Source organism: Shewanella indica (assembly GCF_033842865.1).
Lineage (GTDB): Bacteria > Pseudomonadota > Gammaproteobacteria > Enterobacterales > Shewanellaceae > Shewanella > Shewanella indica.
Map to the genome: position 1 here is coordinate 3239870 of NZ_JAWXXR010000001.1, position 17103 is coordinate 3256972.

Annotated in this window: 15 protein-coding genes; 7 read left to right on the plus strand and 8 right to left on the minus strand. The window is 53.3% G+C overall.

Annotation, left to right across the window (positions count from 1 at the left end; translation table 11 throughout):
- Positions 1 to 227 precede the first annotated feature (227 nt).
- The 7 genes from rssA to SIL79_RS14515 all read left to right on the plus strand — a co-directional run bounded on the left by rssA (position 228) and on the right by SIL79_RS14515 (position 7156).
- Positions 228 to 1175 (plus strand): patatin-like phospholipase RssA, encoded by a 948-nt coding sequence (gene rssA, locus SIL79_RS14485; protein ID WP_039032848.1) that lies wholly within the window; start codon positions 228 to 230, stop codon positions 1173 to 1175.
- A 177-nt stretch (positions 1176 to 1352) separates the two neighbouring features.
- On the plus strand, positions 1353 to 2102 hold the full coding sequence (locus tag SIL79_RS14490; RefSeq protein ID WP_039032849.1) for a hypothetical protein: 750 nt from the start codon (positions 1353 to 1355) through the stop codon (positions 2100 to 2102).
- A gap of 209 nt (positions 2103 to 2311) precedes the next feature.
- The gene (nrdD, locus tag SIL79_RS14495; protein WP_039032850.1) at positions 2312 to 4429 is read left to right on the plus strand and encodes an anaerobic ribonucleoside-triphosphate reductase; all 2118 of its coding nucleotides are present in this window, start codon (positions 2312 to 2314) and stop codon (positions 4427 to 4429) included.
- 100 nt (positions 4430 to 4529) lie between these two features.
- Positions 4530 to 5003, plus strand: a complete 474-nt coding sequence (gene nrdG / locus SIL79_RS14500) for an anaerobic ribonucleoside-triphosphate reductase-activating protein (protein WP_039032851.1) — start codon at positions 4530 to 4532, stop codon at positions 5001 to 5003.
- Positions 5004 to 5154: 151 nt separating this feature from the next.
- Positions 5155 to 5511 carry a YibL family ribosome-associated protein gene (locus SIL79_RS14505; protein ID WP_039032852.1) on the plus strand — a complete coding sequence of 119 codons (357 nt, stop codon included), beginning with the start codon at positions 5155 to 5157 and terminating at the stop codon, positions 5509 to 5511.
- 168 nt (positions 5512 to 5679) lie between these two features.
- Complete coding sequence (ribA, locus tag SIL79_RS14510) at positions 5680 to 6297, plus strand: GTP cyclohydrolase II (protein ID WP_039032853.1); 618 nt, start codon at positions 5680 to 5682, stop codon at positions 6295 to 6297.
- 10 nt (positions 6298 to 6307) lie between these two features.
- On the plus strand, positions 6308 to 7156 hold the full coding sequence (locus SIL79_RS14515; RefSeq protein WP_039032854.1) for a hypothetical protein: 849 nt from the start codon (positions 6308 to 6310) through the stop codon (positions 7154 to 7156).
- A gap of 6 nt (positions 7157 to 7162) precedes the next feature.
- On the opposite strand, the gene SIL79_RS14520 is transcribed toward SIL79_RS14515, so the two are convergent.
- The 8 genes from SIL79_RS14520 to SIL79_RS14555 all read right to left on the minus strand — a co-directional run bounded on the left by SIL79_RS14520 (position 7163) and on the right by SIL79_RS14555 (position 17029).
- Positions 7163 to 7624 carry a hypothetical protein gene (locus tag SIL79_RS14520; protein ID WP_143078358.1) on the minus strand — a complete coding sequence of 154 codons (462 nt, stop codon included), beginning with the start codon at positions 7622 to 7624 and terminating at the stop codon, positions 7163 to 7165.
- Positions 7625 to 7756: 132 nt separating this feature from the next.
- Positions 7757 to 8107, minus strand: a complete 351-nt coding sequence (locus SIL79_RS14525) for a VF530 family protein (RefSeq protein WP_319619413.1) — start codon at positions 8105 to 8107, stop codon at positions 7757 to 7759.
- 175 nt (positions 8108 to 8282) lie between these two features.
- Positions 8283 to 10652 carry a S8 family serine peptidase gene (locus SIL79_RS14530; RefSeq protein WP_319619414.1) on the minus strand — a complete coding sequence of 790 codons (2370 nt, stop codon included), beginning with the start codon at positions 10650 to 10652 and terminating at the stop codon, positions 8283 to 8285.
- Positions 10653 to 11196: 544 nt separating this feature from the next.
- On the minus strand, positions 11197 to 11586 hold the full coding sequence (locus tag SIL79_RS14535) for a rhodanese-like domain-containing protein (protein ID WP_039032858.1): 390 nt from the start codon (positions 11584 to 11586) through the stop codon (positions 11197 to 11199).
- Positions 11587 to 11589: 3 nt separating this feature from the next.
- Entirely contained in the window at positions 11590 to 11805 is a 216-nt protein-coding gene (locus SIL79_RS14540) for a YgaP family membrane protein (protein WP_039032859.1), read from the minus strand.
- A gap of 1 nt (position 11806) precedes the next feature.
- A complete protein-coding gene (locus SIL79_RS14545; protein ID WP_162206242.1) occupies positions 11807 to 15052 on the minus strand; it encodes an efflux RND transporter permease subunit in 3246 nt (1081 codons plus the stop codon).
- A 9-nt stretch (positions 15053 to 15061) separates the two neighbouring features.
- Entirely contained in the window at positions 15062 to 16087 is a 1026-nt protein-coding gene (locus SIL79_RS14550) for an efflux RND transporter periplasmic adaptor subunit (RefSeq protein ID WP_162206241.1), read from the minus strand.
- A 225-nt stretch (positions 16088 to 16312) separates the two neighbouring features.
- Positions 16313 to 17029 carry an SIMPL domain-containing protein gene (locus SIL79_RS14555; protein ID WP_162206240.1) on the minus strand — a complete coding sequence of 239 codons (717 nt, stop codon included), beginning with the start codon at positions 17027 to 17029 and terminating at the stop codon, positions 16313 to 16315.
- Positions 17030 to 17103: the final 74 nt, after the last annotated feature.

A 17103-nucleotide genomic window follows, 5' to 3' on the forward strand; every position in this document is an offset into this window, starting at 1 on the left:
GAAACTCCTCAATAAAAACGACCGCATATTATAACGGCTTTTACGCTGTGGGGCATGTATTTAGTCAATAGAGTGTCGAAATGGTTGCTGACTGGTTTTAAAATGTCTTGAGTTAACCACAACAGGCTCCAGGGATAAAATCTGGAGCAGCTCCGGCTTCGGGTGTATGCTGCTTTGGCTGATTGAGCTTAGGCTGCGTGATTGGTAGAAAATATTAAGGAGAGAGGATGGCGCAGAGTCATGAACCCTGTATCGGAGTTGCTCTTGGAAGCGGCGCCGCCAAAGGATGGGCCCATATAGGTGTACTCAAAGGCTTGGCAGCAATGGGAGTAAAGCCAGATAAGGTGGCCGGTTCATCTATAGGTGCCCTGGTCGGTGCGGCTTATGCCAATGAGCGCCTCGAAGAGCTGGAAGACTGGGTGCGCAGTTTTTCCAGCTGGGATGTGTTGGGGTTGATGGATATTAGTTGGGGTAAGGGCGGACTCATCAGTGGTGATAAGGTATTCAGTGCCATTCAAGATCGCATCGGTGATCTCCTGATTGAAGAACTTAAATATCCTTTTACTGCCGTGTCAACCGACCTCTACTCAGGGCAGGAGATCTGGTTCCGTCAGGGGGATTTACGCCAAGCCGTCAGAGCTTCCTGTTCCATGCCGGGGATCATGTCGCCAGTGCGTCAGGGGCATCGCTGGCTGGTGGATGGCGCTGTGGTGAATCCCATTCCTGTGTCTGTGGCCAGAGCTATGGGCGCGAGTTTGGTGATAGGCGTCGATTTGCATGGTCATAGGCGCGAGCAACTGCAAGTGTTGCCGGTGGCGCTTAATAGCGAAGAACCTTCATTGCAGAGTAAAGTGGCGGAACACTCCTCTGAGAGTGGTTTTATGGATCTGTTGGCCAAGGGCAAGGATTATATTTCCGGCCTGACCGACAAGTTCTCTCTTGGCAATAAGGCTGAACCCGGTATGTTGGCTGTGATGTCACAGTCGATGGATATTCTGGAGCAGCGCCACAAGCGCGCGCGTTTAATGGGAGATCCACCGGATATCTGTATTGTACCTAAGGTGTCGGATATAGGCACTATGGAGTTCCACCGTGCCAGTGAAGCCATTGCCGCCGGTGAGAAGGCGGTGCAGCAGGCCTCGCATCTGATTGATGCGGCGTTGGGGCGTCTCTGAAGCAGGCGCTTTTTATTAATGCTTGGTGTGGGCACATTTTCTGCGGTGTGGGCACACTTTCTGCATAGTTCAGCACATCATTAGCATCAAGGCGCTCAAAGGGCGTTTTTCTGACATTTCTCAAGCAATCTTGTCTTAAAAACAACCAATAGAACGTCGATATGACGGAAAACTGACATGCAGCCAATCCATTCTTCTGTTGATCCCAGATTGTCCGGGGTCGATGCCTATGGCGTCAACAATCGTTTGACCAGCGGCAGCGGCCTCTCGGTTGTCGACACTGAAACTGTCAGTGACAACAAAAGCAAGGGCTCAACCTCGGCAAATATAGGGCAGGACAGCATATCTATCTCCAACGATGGCAAAAGAGCCGCACGGGTGCAGGAGTTGGCCAAGGAGTTTTTCGGCTCAGGCCAGTTCAGCAGTGCCGATTTGCCCAAGCTGTTGGCGCGCCTCGGCGAGGAAGGGCTGTTGTCTGAAAGTCAGATGGTCAAATTGCAGGGCAATGGCCTGATGGGAGTTGATACCAAGGATAACGTCAGCCTCAAGGAGTTTATTCAAGGCCAGATTGGTTTGCTCAGACAACAGGCCAGCCAAAGCCCTTTGCTCAATGCACTTGAGGGAGCGGACAGTCTTATGGGCAATATGGGGATGATGTATACCCCATCGAGCTCTTTGGCGGCCAACAAGGTGGCGGCTCAGTTGGATGCCGTGCTCAAGGGCGAAAACCAAACTGCCAAGAGCGCAGAGAGCGGCAATGGCAGCAGCAAGCTAGCGGCCAAGGTCGACTCCGCACTGCAAGAGCCGCAACTGTTATCCCGGCTCAGTGGTGTCAGCGCGCTGATGCGCACCGCTGCAGCCATGGGCAGCCAGCAGCAGGGCAGTGGGCAAATCAACAGTTATCTGGCCTTGGTAAAGAGGTACTGACTAGCGGCCGTTTGGAGCCCGGTCAAGGGAAAAATCTCCACAAGTTGTGCTCGTCGGCACTAATCCCATAGTGTTGTTCATCCTCTTCAATACCATGATCCAGATCATGGTATTGAAGAGCGATTTGTCGCTTAATCTCCACATATAGTGCTTGGTTAATAAAACACCACTATATATGGTGTTAAATAAACAACATGGAGATTAAAGAAATGCCGGTAGTGATTAAGCGGGACGGGTGCCGTACTCAGTTCGACGAAACAAGGATAAGGGATGCGGTGCTGGCGGCCTCTAGCCACTGCGGTATAGAAGATGCGGACTATGCGGCCACAGTTGCAGCTTTGGTCACCCAGGCGGTAACCGACAAGGCCGAGGTCAATATCCAGGAGTTGCAGGACAGGGTAGAAAATCTATTGATGGAAGGGCCGTACAAGCAAGTGGCCCGTAGCTACATAGAATATCGTCATGACAGAGATATCTGCCGTGAATCCAGCAGCCGCCTGAATCTGGAGATCCGCGGCCTGGTCGAGCAGAGTAACGCGACCTTGCTCAACGAAAATGCCAATAAAGATTCCAAGGTGATCCCCACCCAGAGGGATCTCTTGGCCGGTATTGTCGCCAAACATTATGCTAAACATCATATCCTGCCCAAGGATGTGGTTGCCGCCCATGAGGCCGGTGAGATCCACTATCACGATCTCGACTATTCACCTTTCTTCCCTATGTTCAACTGTATGCTGATCGATCTCGGTGGCATGTTGACCCAAGGGTTCAAGATGGGCAATGCCGAGATTGAAACGCCAAAATCCATCTCGACTGCCACTGCAGTTACCGCGCAGATCATCGCCCAGGTCGCCAGCCATATTTATGGCGGCACCACCATCAACCGCATAGATGAAGTGTTGGCCCCCTTTGTGGCCAAGAGCTACGACAAGCATTATCAAACGGCGCTCAAGTGGGGGATTACCGATGCCAAGGCGTTTGCCACAGAGCAGACCAAGAAAGAGTGTCACGACGCCTTCCAGTCGCTGGAATATGAGGTCAATACCCTGCATACCGCTAATGGTCAGACGCCTTTTGTTACCTTCGGTTTTGGTTTGGGTACCAGCTGGGAGTCACGGCTGATCCAAGAGTCTATTTTGCGGATCCGTATGGAAGGCCTTGGCAAGAACCGTAAAACAGCGGTTTTCCCCAAGTTGGTGTTTGCCATTCGTGATGGTATTAACCACAAGGCCGGCGACTGCAACTACGATATCAAGCAGTTGGCGCTCGAATGTGCCAGCATCCGCATGTATCCGGATATTCTTAACTATGAGCAGGTGGTCAAGGTTACTGGCTCATTCAAGACTCCTATGGGTTGCCGCAGTTTCCTTGGCACCTATGAGGAAAACGGCGAGCTGCTGCATGAAGGTCGCAACAACTTAGGCGTCGTCAGCCTGAACCTGCCGAGGGTGGCGTTGGAGGCCAAGGGCGATGAAGCCGAGTTTTATCGCATTTTGGATCAAAGGCTGGAGATGGCCCGCAAGGCATTGGATACCCGCATCGAACGCCTGGCCAACGTCAAGGCCAGAGTGGCGCCCATTCTCTATATGGAAGGGGCTTGCGGCGTGCGCCTGCGCGGTGATGACAACATTGCCGAAATCTTCAAAAATGGCCGAGCTTCCATCTCTCTGGGCTACATTGGCCTGCATGAGACAATCAATGCGCTTTATGGCACAGACACTCATGTGTTTGACGATGAAGCATTGAGGCAGAAAGCGGTTGCCATAGTGGCTCACCTCAAGGCGGCCACTGTGCGTTGGAAAGAGGAAACCGGTTATGGTTTCAGTCTCTACAGCACACCGAGTGAGAGCCTGTGCAGCCGATTTGCCAAGCTGGATGTCAAGCGTTTTGGCCTGGTTGATGGTGTCACCGATAAGGGCTATTACACCAATAGTTTCCACCTGGATGTAGAGAAGAAGGTGAACCCTTACGACAAACTCGATTTTGAACAGCCGTATCCTGAGCTCGCCAATGGGGGGTTCATCTGCTATGGCGAATACCCGAATATGCAGCACAACCTGGAAGCGCTTGAGAATGTCTGGGATTACAGCTATAGCCGGGTGCCTTACTATGGAACCAACACACCGATAGATGAGTGTTACGACTGTGGCTTTACTGGTGAGTTTATCTGTACCAGCAAGGGCTTTACCTGCCCCAAATGCGGTAATCATGAGCCCAGTCGGGTGTCTGTGACCCGCAGGGTTTGTGGGTATCTTGGCAGCCCGGATGCCAGACCCTTTAATCACGGTAAGCAGGAAGAGGTCAAGCGTCGGGTTAAGCACCTCTAACGAAAGGAAGATGTAAAACAGTACTCTGTGTACTTACGCTTGCATTTTTGCCCCTTTCCCTAAATAAAGGCGCCCCAAGGGGCGCCTTGTGGATATAGCTATGAACTATCATCAGTATTACCCCGTGGATGTCGTCAATGGACCGGGCACCCGGGTAACCCTGTTTGTCTCCGGTTGTGAACATCAGTGCCGGGGTTGTTATAACCAGTCAACCTGGGATCCCCGCTCCGGGCATCCTTTTGACCAGGCGATGTCTGACAGGATCATTACCGATCTCAATGACAGCCGGATCCCGAGAAGGGGCCTGTCACTCTCCGGCGGTGACCCACTGTATCCGGGCAATCTTGACGCCATCAAGGCCTTGCTGTTGCGGGTGCGCGACGAATGCCCGGGAAAGGATGTCTGGCTCTGGACTGGTTATCGTCTCGATGAGCTCAGTCCTGCGCAGCGGGAATTGCTCGGGCTTATTCATGTGTTGGTGGATGGTAAATTTGTGCAGGAGCAAGCGGACCCCTCATTGAAGTTTCGCGGTTCGGCCAATCAGGTGATACACCTGCTCAAAGCCCCTCAATAAGTACAAAAGTGAAAACTGGTTAACACAATTGCTTTTCCCTGCTAAAAAACCCCGTCACCTGAGCTTGAGTTGCTGTTATACTTCTGTCCGGCACATTTACGGCAACCAGGCCGTCCATTCTCAGGGTGCCGGGATTTTGTAAGGTAACAGAATGAATTTGAAGCAGGAGCTGCAACAGCTCAACGATAAGCTGGATCAGTATCGCCGTAAATTGGCCGCCGCAGAGCAACGTGGCGATGGTCCTATCATTGCCCAGTTTCAGCGGGAAATCGCCGCCGTCAGTAAGCGGATTGCAGCCATCAAGGGGCAGCAGAGTCGTCAGCTTGGCAAACAGGGGCAGTCTATTCGCGATCTGCCGTTTAGCCGTGCACTCACCAAGGCCGAACAGGCCGATATGGGCAAGCTCAAAAAGTCGGTTCGGGGGTTGGTCGTTGTGCATCCCATGACAGCGCTGGGCAGAGAAATGGGCATTACTGCCGTTACCGGGTTTGCACCCAAGGCATTTTAACTGCCGCCGTGACAGCAAATAATAACCAATGAATTCACTTGGGTATTTCGGTCGGTGGTAAAAACGCATAAAATGACCGGCCTGAGTACTGAGCGCGCTTCACTATTATCTTGATTTTGAAGGATGTTAACCGTCTCAGGGAATGAGAGCAGTCGTTAAGGTTAATTCATGTCTATTAAATTTATCGCCACCGCCAAATTGCCAACCCCTTGGGGGGTGTTTGCCATGCATGGTTTCGAGGATACCGAAACCGGTAAAGAGCATGTGGCGCTGACTTTTGGTGAGCTCCAAGCCGATAAACCCATGCTGGGACGGATCCATTCGGAATGTCTCACCGGAGATGCCCTGTTCAGCCTGCGCTGTGACTGCGGCTTTCAACTGCAGACCGCGATGCAAAATGTCGCTGAAGCCGGTCAGGGCTTTATTCTCTACCTACGTCAGGAAGGTCGTGGCATTGGGCTGTTGAACAAAATTCGAGCCTACGAGTTGCAGGACGATGGCGCCAATACAGTGGAAGCCAACGAGCGCCTGGGCTTTCCGGCCGATATGCGCAAGTACGATATGATTGCGCCCATGCTGGAAAAAATCGGTGTTCACAAGGTTAGGTTGATGACCAATAATCCGCGCAAGGTGCAGGCGATGAAAGATATCGGCATTGAAGTCGTCGAGCGGGTACCGCTGCAGGTTGGCAAAAACCGTTACAACGAAGCCTACCTCAAGACCAAGTCTACTGAGCTTGGCCATATGATGTCTGAGTATCATTTCACCGAAGGTCATCAGGACTGAGTCGGCAAAGATGAAGTCACCGGGGAAAGCATCAACCCAAGTTGGTTTATTGAGTGTGTCTTCCCTGGGGCTTTTGCTGCTTGCAGCGCCAATCTATGCTCAAGAGTCTCCCGGCCACGCTCGGCCACCGGACAACTCCCATTATGCCTTTGGCAGCTATCTTGGCAGTGGGGTCTATCGCGCATCCGAGCAGGATGCCACAGTCATCAGCTTACCGCTGGACTTTACGTTGGAGCAGAGTGAGGACTCGGAGTTCTTATTGCGCCTGCCTATCTCTGTAGGCTTTTTCAACTACAGCCTTGAAGATGCCGGTGAATTTGAACTGCCATCCAGTGTTGGTACCTTGACCGTGACCCCCGGCTTTGAAAAGCGTTGGCGTCTGGATGAAAACTGGCGCATGGAGGCCTATGGCGATCTCGGTTTTGGCAGTAATTTCGACCAAGGCGGTAATGTCGCCATCATGGCTGCCGGCATCAGTGGCTTACGTCATTTTGAACTGTGGCAGGCAGATTCTTTGTGGGTGACCCGGTTGAAATTTGCCGCCTACAGTGAACGGGCGTTCAGCATTAGCCAGAGCTTTTCCGTATTGCAAACCGGGGTAGATATCGGCTTGCCTTATCACTGGTCCTGGCAGGGGTTACAGATGCAGCCCAGGGTGTTCGCTTTGGGTTATTGGTATTTTGACCAGTTACAGTTTGCCGGCGACCTCAATCAGGACACCTTGGTGTCCGGCAGTATTGAGCTGGGCGCCACCCTGGCCCTTGCCAAGCCCGTACTTGGCATAGACAGATTGGGGCTCAGTTACCGCAGTGGTGATGGGCTGGAGATCTGGCGCCTGCTGTTCAGCATGCCTATCTGAGCGGCATCAGCCCTCAGTGGCAGCATTCTTGTCCTGGTGGGTTTTCTCTTTGATTAAGGCGACCAGTTGACCACTGACGGCGGCTATCTGATCCTGCAGCAGTTTACGCTTTATCTCGGCGGCCTCTGAGTCATCACCATTCAACTGCTGCAACTCCTGCTGCAACTCTTTGAGCTTGTTCTGCAGTTCCTTAATCTTCTTGTCAATTTCAGACATACCCGAGGTATCTTCCTCGGCGGCTTCCTGCGCTTCTGAGGTTTGCGCCGAATTATTTCTGTGCAACTGACCGCCCACATCATCCGCCAGTGCTTTGTGACCGGCAGAAGAGATATTCACTTTATCTTGGCTGTCGGGACTTGTGGCAGCGCTTTCCTTAGCTGTGTCCTTGGCGACCACAGTGACTTCACTCAGGCTTCGGGGACCTGTTCCTTGAGTGGCGAGTTGACCTAAGCCTGCAATGTTCATCATTAACCTCCCTGGCGGCATCTATTCGTGCTGATAGTCGATAACTGCTTATCGGCTGCATTGAGAGAGACTTTAGCAATTTTGAGGCAAAATTGTTTAAAAATATAGCGGGTTGCGTGCTGTATCTGGGCCTGGTTAGTCGGTTTTTTTGCCCCAGATATGGGCATTGGTCTGAGGTTTGTCGGCACAGATTTGTTTGGCCGGCTTTTCCCGTGTTGCCGGGGTTGAACTGTCCAGCAGGTGAGGCGGAATGGGCAAGCCCTTGCTGGTCAGATAGAGGCGTTCCAGTTTTTCCCTGGCCCATTGGGTCTTTCGCAAAAAAGTCAGGCTCGATTTAATGCTGGGATCATGGCTGAAGCAGCGCACTTTTATCCTTTGTGCCAGGCCATCAAAACCGTACTGCTCCACCATTTCTGTGAGTATCGCCTTGAGGGTCAAGCCGTGCAGGGGATCTTTGTTGGTTTGAGGGGAGTTGGGAGCTGTCATCAATGGGCCTTGGTAGCTGGTGTTATAAAAGCGGCGCCAGTATAACCGAGAAGCTTTTTAAATGCCTTGCAAAAAGGTTGAAAAAGTTGCGTCAAACTGTCCGGCAGCTCTTCAGCCAAGGGGAAACCATAGAGAGAGAGGAAAAAGGGGCCGTAGCGACCCCTTGAAAGAGAGATTACTTAAAGTGCAGTGACCAGCTGTCGATGTAGCCTAGGTCACGGCGACCCGAGTCGACGGCCTTGAGCAACCAGGTACCACTGGACTCGACACCTGTCATATCGACCGAATAGCTCTGGTTGATATTGTCGGTGTCTTTGCCTGTGTTGTCGTGCAGCACGGCAATCCGGCCATTGGGGCTGTGCAGTTCAATCTGCAGATCACCAATGTAAGGATGCACTATGCTGACATCCACAGTGACTACGCCCGAATCACCGCTGCGGCTGACACTGATGGGGCTGGTAATGCCAGTGCTGTTGTTGTCGGGAATATCGATATTGTCACCATTGGTGTAACTCGCTGCGCCACCTGGATTTGTGCTGCTTGAGCCTGTGTAGCTAGTCACCAGGCTGGCACCGCCGAAGCTGCTGTAACCGCGAACCATCACATAGTAAGTACCGGCTTGAGGACTGTTGACCGAACAGCTTTCAGTGTTGCCGCTTTTCCAGGGGCGACAATCGAAGCTGCTGGTGGTTGGAGCCGCGCCGTACTGCATGTAAAGGTCGGCATCACCAGTGCCGCCACTCAGGTTGAAGCTGAGATTGGAGGCGCCGGCAGGCACATCGAGGAAGAAGTGCAGTTCATCGTCTTTGGCACCGCTTAGGTTATTGACTGCCACACCGTTTTCCAACTGACCATCGCTTGGTGTGCCGGGATCGCTCGGGCCATTACAGGAGGCATCCAGGTATTCCTTGGCGGCCACGGCATTGACCAGACCATAGCCGGTGCGATCGTCACGGCCGGGCACATCCAGATCTTCGGCGGTAGCTTTCAGTGCCTGACGCACCTGGGCGGCGCTACACTCAGTGTGATAGCTCCATACCAGAGTCGCGACGCCGGATACGTGTGGCGTCGCCATGGAAGTACCGTTGTAGTACTCATAATCTTCGCCAATGGTGTTGGATACGCTGGCCTGCTGACCGATTTGGTTACGCAGCGCCAGACCGGTTTCACGGTCTACCGACACAGATGCCTTGGTCAATTCAGTGTTTGAGTCCACCAAGAAGGGGTTTTGCAGTCCGGGCAGAGTGCTGTTGGAGTAGACAATAGTCGCTGCCGCACCGGCGTTGTTACAGGCGCGAACCGCATTGATCTCGGGATAACCGGCACCTTGGTTTTCCAGACGCTGCACCAAACAGACTTTGCCCGTCATGTTGCCGCAGTTGTAGTTGCTGCCGCTGGTGTCACACTCGGCCAGTTCGCCGCCGGCACTGGCGCTGATGGGCGAGGGCACATAGTTGCTGCCCGATGGTACAAGGCGGTTGTGAGGCACCACGCCTTCGGCAAACAGCGACTGACCGGCAATGACAATATCAGCCAGGCGTCCTTCACCGCGAGTCACGGTTGAGAGGATAGCTTCACCCGGGCCGGAGATTTCGACCTGATTGGTATACTGTGAAAAGGCCGAGTGGTCTTTATTGCTGTCGACCGAGGCCACAGACATTACCGCATCATAGGAAGCCGGGTAGCTGTGGGTATTGTTGCCGGCATTACCGGCTGCAGCAATCAAGAGCACGCCGTTGTTAAAGTGGTTGGTCATGGCATTGCGCTCAGTGGTGCTGGATCCTGAGCCACCCAGGCTCATGGTGACCACATTGGCGCCATTGTTGACACAGGTATCCACGGCAGATACCAATGAAGAGGAGTAACCCCAACCTGACTCGTTGAATACCTTGATAACATGGATATTGGCGTTCTGATTCGGCATCACCCCAACCACGCCTTCATTATTGGCGATGGCGGCTATGGTGCCGGCAACGTGGGTTCCGTGGGCATTGTTATTGCCCGGCTCGAACCAGTTTCCGGTGCCCGAGTTGTTGGTACCTGTGACATTGTTGCCACTGAGATCCTGGTGGGCACGATCATAGCCGGAGTCTATGATACATATGGTGCGATTACCGCTGAGGTTATCGGCCAACTGAGTCGAGCCGACATAGGTTTGCCCCCAGGGCGTGGTTTCACTCAACAAGCGGCGGGGCATATCTTCTTCGACATACTCCACATCGGTGCGGGCACGTAGCGCCTTGAGTCCGGGGTTATCCAACTTGACGCTGTAGCTGTGGCTGCGACCAATGCGCTTCATTTCGCGCGCCTTAACGCCGTTAAGCGCTCTGTGCTGGCCGAATACCTGATTCAGTTCGCTTTGACCATTCAGGGTTTGCAGGCCGTTGTTGTCCTTGAACTTAACGATATAGCGTTTGGGCAGGGGCGACTGCTGTGACAGATCATTGGCTTGAGGCTGGAAAGGTGCACCATGAACACCGGCAGAAACTGCCAGGGCCAGCATGGACAGACTCAGGACCAGCTGTTTATTTGTTATTTTTTTCATACTTGTCTTCCGTGTAACAGATCTTGGTTTATTGTCCTCGGGCACTTCAGCGTTCACTTAAATGACCCTTTTGCAATCTACCGTCACGGAAAAATCATGTAAAACAAATGTTAGCGGTATGGTGTTCTGATTTCGTTTTGCTGTATTTCATTTTTTGTGAATAAAAATTCAATCAAGCGTTTAGTGTTACCAAATGTATCATTGTCGGGTGCATGAAATTTTGCCGGTTTTGAATAAGCCTGGATGCGAGGTTGGATAGGGTTGTGAGCTGTGAGGTATGTGTAGTTTATTGATTTGTATGTTTAATTGTGCCAGATATTCCAATTTATCATAAGAAATTACTTTTAAGAATAATGTTTGCGAAAAGGATACTTTAGTATGAGGCAAAGGCGGTTTTTTGACTGGAGGTGCATTTTTTGACGCTTGTCCGTCATCTTTGGTTTCTGGCTTTTGTTAATTTTTTGTGTTGACTGTTTTGTAAAAAGGCCCACTTGAGTGGGCCTGGTTGCATGAGTGGCGCAGTAGTTAATGGCTATCTGGTCAGCTAGTTGCCGGCGCTGGCCTTGAGGCTATCATAGCCGCCACCATTGTAGACTTCCTGATAACCGGCTTTTTCCAGTGATTCTTTGGCAATGCCTGAGCGGCGACCGCTACGGCAGTAGACAACCACAGGGGTGTCCTTGGCAATGCCCTGTTTGGCAAAAGCTTCGGCTATCTGCTCAAAGGGGATATTAACCGCCTCTGGCAGATGTCCCTCCGCATATTCCTCCGGGGTTCTGACATCCACCAGCATGGCGCCTTGGGCGACCTTGGTCAGCGCCACCTCGGGAACCATCTGCTCGGCGCGAACACTGAGGCTCAGCAGTACAGCAAACAGCAGAGTTGTCAGCCACAGGAAATGGCGTTGGGTACGGGTTATTATCTTCACTTGCATTCCTTAATCAGTGGCCTTGGCCTGTTCAGCCTCTGTTTTCATACCGAATTTACGCATCAGCATGCTGGCAGGACAAAAGCCGGTAAAAGCACTTTGGAATAGGTTAGCGCCAACAAACAGAGTTAGCCATACAAAATTGTGATGGACAGTGGCGGTTAACAGTAATGACAACATCACCATAAATCCGGCAAAGGCCATAGTGGCACGTTCTACAGACATTTTAAGCTCCTTTGGCCACCTGGGCCTGGTTGATCACTGAGTCGATGCGCTTGCGCATCAGGGCATAGTAAAGTACCGGGATCACCACCAATGTCAGCAGGGTGGAGATCAGGATCCCGAAGATAAGACTGATGGCCAGACCGTTGAAGATAGGGTCATCCAGAATAAACATGGCGCCTATCATGGCCGCCAGGGCGGTGAGCATAATAGGTTTGGCCCGCACGGCGCCGGAGTGAATGACCGCCTGTTCAAATGGCACTCCTGCAGCGGTTTCCTGGTTGATAAAGTCCACCAGGAGTATGGAGTTACGCACTATGATCCCCGCCAGCGCTATCATGCCTATCATGGAGGTGGCGGTGAACTGGGCGCCGAGCAAGGCGTGCCCCGGCATGACCCCGATAATGGTCAAGGGGATAGGAGCCATAATGATCAGCGGTACCAGATAGGAACGGAAGTGAGCCACTACCAGGAGATAGATGGCAATCATGCCGACCCCATAGGCCAGGCCCATATCACGGAAGGTTTCATAGGTGATCTTCCACTCGCCATCCCAGAGTACGCTGATGGCATCCAGACCATCGGGTTGGCTGAAATAATGCTGGTTGAAGCCAAGGCCACCTTCTGAGTCGATATCCGCCGCCATTTCAAACATGCCGTACAGTGGGCTGTCGAGCGGCCCGGCCATGTCGGCAATCACCATGATCATCGGGATCATGTTTTTGTGAATGATGGGCGCGTCTATCTGCCCCTTGCGGATTGTCACCAATTCGGCCACGGGCACAGTGCCGCCATGGAGGCTGTCGAGGCGCAGGTTGAGTACTGAAGTCAAATCCAGTTTGTTGGCCTCCGGCAGTTCCAGGCGAATGGGCACCGGGCGTTTCTGCATCGGCTTATGCAGCACATTGATATCCTTGCCGCCGACAGCGGTGGCCACCAGATCCACTATGTTGGCGTAGGGCACGCCCAGCAGACTGGCCTTGCTGCGATCGATAAGCACCTGCCATTTCTGTTGTGCCGCCGGCAGGAAGATATCGATATCCACCACATCTTCGGTCGCCTGGAACAGGGACTGCAGCTCTCTGGCCGCCTGCTGGCGAATATCCTGGCTGGGGCCATAGACCTCGGCCACAATCGGCGACCACACAGGTGGGCCGGGGGGCACTTCCACCACTTTGACATTGGCGTTGAAGCCTTGGGCGATTTGCTGCAGCGGGCCGCGCACCGCCAGGGCTATGCTGTGGCTGTCTCTGTCCCTGTGTTTCTTGTCACTGAGATTGACCTGAATATCGCCAAGCTCCTGACTGTTGCGGACAAAGTAATGCCTGACCAGGCCGTTGAAGTTGATCGGGGCATGGGTGCCGGCATAGAGCTGCAGATGCTGCACTTCGGGTACAGTCACCAGATAATCGGACAAGGCCTTGAGGACTTTTTCCGTCTGCTCCACCGGCGTGCCTTCCGGCATATCCACCATCACCTGGAATTCGCTCTTGTTGTCGAAGGGCAACATCTTGAGCACCACCAACTGGCCGGCAGGCAGGGCAACAGCCATGCCTATCAGCACAAACACGCCAGCCGCCATGCCAACTCGGGCCTTGCGGCTCTCGAGGAATGGCTTGATAAGCCGGGTAAACAGCCTGAGCATCACAGGGCTGGCATTGTCGCTGTGCCCCTCGCCACCCTTGTGTCTGAGCAGTTTGTGGCTGAGCCAGGGAGTGACCACAAAGGCCACCGCCAGGGAGATCAACATGCCCATGCTGGCGTTGATGGGAATAGGGCTCATATAGGGGCCCATCAGCCCAGAGACAAAGGCCATCGGCAGCAATGCCGCAATAACGGTAAAGGTCGCCAGAATGGTGGGGCCACCCACTTCATCCACGGCAGCGGGAATGAGTTCACTCAGGCTGCGTTTGCCCATGGCCATATGGCGGTGGATGTTTTCCACCACGACTATGGCATCGTCCACCAAAATACCTATGGAGAAGATCAGTGCAAACAGGGATACCCGGTTGAGGGTAAAGCCCCAGGCCCAGGAGGCGAAAAGGGTAATCGCCAGGGTAATGACAATCGCCACACCCACCACCAGTGCCTCGCGCATTCCCATGGTGAACACCACCAGGATAACCACAGCGGCGGTTGCAAAGATCAACTTGAAGATCAGAGTGTTGGACTTGTCAGCCGCCGTCACGCCATAGTTGCGCGACACGGTGACATTGACATTGTCCGGAATAAGCAGGTTACGGCTCTTTTCCACCTTGGCAAGGATTGCATCGGCGACATCCACGGCGTTTTCACCCGGTTGTTTGCCTATGGCTATGGTCACTGCCGGAAAGACGCCTTTAGCTTCTGCTTCGGCGCTGTGACCGTTCTGATGCCAGGCGCCATAGAGGGGGATATCGGCCTTGAGGCTGATATCGGCAATATCACTGAGGAAGACAGGGGCGGCCTTGCCTTGGCTGTCATTGTGCACCGCGACCACCAGTTGCTGCACATCCTCCAGCGAACGCAGGAACTGGCCGGTCTGCACCTTGATCTCCTGGTTATCCTGCACCAGAGACACGGGCATGGAGACCGCATTGTTGGCGCCGAGCGCCCGGTTGATGGCATCGAAGCTGACACCATAAAAACTCATTTTGGCCGGATTGATGCGCACATTGAGCACCAACTCATGGGACCCCATGGACTCGACATCTCGGGTGCCGGGAATGCGTTTGAGTTCGGTTTCGAGCCCATGGGCCACATGAGTCAGTTGCTGAGCCGAGACACCGGGATCCTCTGACCAGAGAGTCAGGCTGACAATGGGCACATCGTCTATGCCCATGGGTTTTATCAAGGGATCGCCCACACCCGCGGCTCTGGGCAGCTTGTCCAGGTTGGAATAGATTTGATTGTAGAGTTTGACTATCGCCTCGTTGCGGGGCACACCCACCTCAAAGATGACGATGATCATCGCGCCATCGGGCTGCGAGAAGGAGTAGAGGGTATCTATGCCTTTTATCTGCGAGATCACTTCTTCTGCCGGCAGGGTCACCAGCTGCTCGACTTCGGTCGGTGTGGCGCCGGGGAAGGGGATAAACACATCGGCAAAGGTCACATCTATCTGAGGCTCTTCCTCCTTGGGAGTGACCATAATGGCAAACATCCCCAGCAACAAGCCCAGCAGGGCCAGGAGCGGCGTAATGGCACTGAGCTGGAAACTGGCGGCAATGCGGCCGGAGATGCCGGTGTTATTTTCGCTGTGATTAGCCATGAGTTCCCCTTACTTGGCCTGGCGCTGCTCGAGCAGCAACTGATAGGCGTTGGCGGCGACTATGTCTCCGGCTTCGAGTCCTGCCAGTATGGTCACGCCATCGTCACGCACATCTCCCAGACGTACCTGTTGCAGGACAAAGTTATCGCCGCGCTTGAGGTAGACGGCCGACAGCTCATTGACGCTGTAAAGCGCTTCTTTGGGCAGCACTATCTCCTGGCGTTTGTCTATGGCAAAGCGCACCTTAACGAAACTGCCGGGCAGCAGATCGCCTGTGTTGGCCGGCAGTGGCAGTCTCACCTGAAAGGCGCGGCTCTGCTCATCACTGAAACCAAAGACCTTGGGGGTGGTAACGTCAAAACTGCGGCCATCGGCTAGGATAACCGTCATCTTGTCTGTGGCTTTAGCGGCCTGAAGAAAACGCTGTGGCAGTTGCATCACCACCCGCATCTCATCGTCGGCAAAACCGGACAGGAGCGGCTGACCGGGAGCGACTGTCTCTCCCTCTTCCACATGCCTGGCCGTGACTATGCCAGCATATGGTGCGCTGACGACTGTGTATTTCAGTGATTCTTTTGCCTGAATGATCCTCGCCTTGGCCGCGCTGGCCGCTTGGGAGGCTGACTTGGCATTGGCTATGGCCTGATCCATTTGGCCGCGGGAAATCGCGCCCTTGGGAAACAGTTCCTGATAGCGCTTTAGCGTCAGCTGCGCTTCGGTATCCAAGGCTCTGGCTTTGGCGTATTCCGCCTCGGCCGCCGCCAGGGACGCGCCTTGTTCTTCACTGGTGATCTCAAGCAGCGCCGCCCCGGCGGGGACTCGGTCGTTGACATCAAAGTAAAGCTTTAGGATCCGTCCCGAGGTTTGGGCCGACACGGTTGCGGCCTTGACCGCCTCGAGCCTGCCGTCCAGAGTCAGCAACTGGGTGTGCTCTGTCTGGCGGACAGTCACTGTGGCCGGCTCGGCTGCCTTAACGGGTTGAATGAGCAGCAGCGCGGGCAGTAACAGGGTCAATATTGGCGTTATTCTGGGCATGGAACTGTTCTCAAAAAAGCATCTATGAGAAAATTCTAATGAATAAGGTGGTCGCCTGCAACTATTATTAGAAAAATATGATTAAATAAGGCGTGGCTTGAGTAACTGACTAGACCTTGAATACCCAGGCCAGAATATACACAGCCAGAATACAGATACGAAAACAGGCGGCCTTGGCCACCTGTTTATATTGAAAAATCCGTTTCAGGTTTGCGCTTCAAAAGTTCAGTCGTTGAGATAGTAGGTGAGGGTAGAGACGATTCGCACCTTCTTGATGTAAGGCGTATTACTGTCGCGATCGGAAATGGTGAAGGTGCCCTGGCTGGCTTGTTTGATCTTCCCAAGTACCGAGTCTGAATCTTTGGCAAACTTCTCGGCCACTTCACGGGCATTTTGGGTAGCTTCCTGCACCATGGACGGCTTGATGCTGTTGAGTTCGGTAAACAGGAATTCGGTGCGACTGTCATAGTCCTGACTGGCGATTGCAATGCCTTCTTTGGCCAGGGCCAGCAGCTTGTTACGGCTCTCAAGCAGCAGATCCACCTGGTGAGTATAAAGCGACACTGTCACCCGGGCTGCGTAGCGATACTTAACATTGGGATCGACATAACCCTGGGCTTGCCTGTCTTCTATGGAAGGCAGAGAGACAGAGATTTCATCCTTGTTGAAACCTTGCTGTTCAAGAAAAGCTACCACTTTGTCTGTCTTTTGCTGCACTGTCTGATACAAGGTGTTGAGATCGTTATCCACCTCATTGAAGCGAATCGGCCAGATGGCTATGTTGGCCTTGACCTCACGCTCAGCCAGACCTTTGACCGCCACGGTTCGCTCCATACCTTTCATTGCCAGCAGGCTATTTCCAATACTGGTGCCAAGCAGCAGTAAACCGGCACACATAAATCCCCCAAGCAACAGGGCCGCCAGAGAATAATTCTTACTCATTTCGAAATCCTTTTGTGACATAGGAAAGGTACGAAGTACGCCTTATATCCGGCCTTGTAAGTCAGCCGATGCAG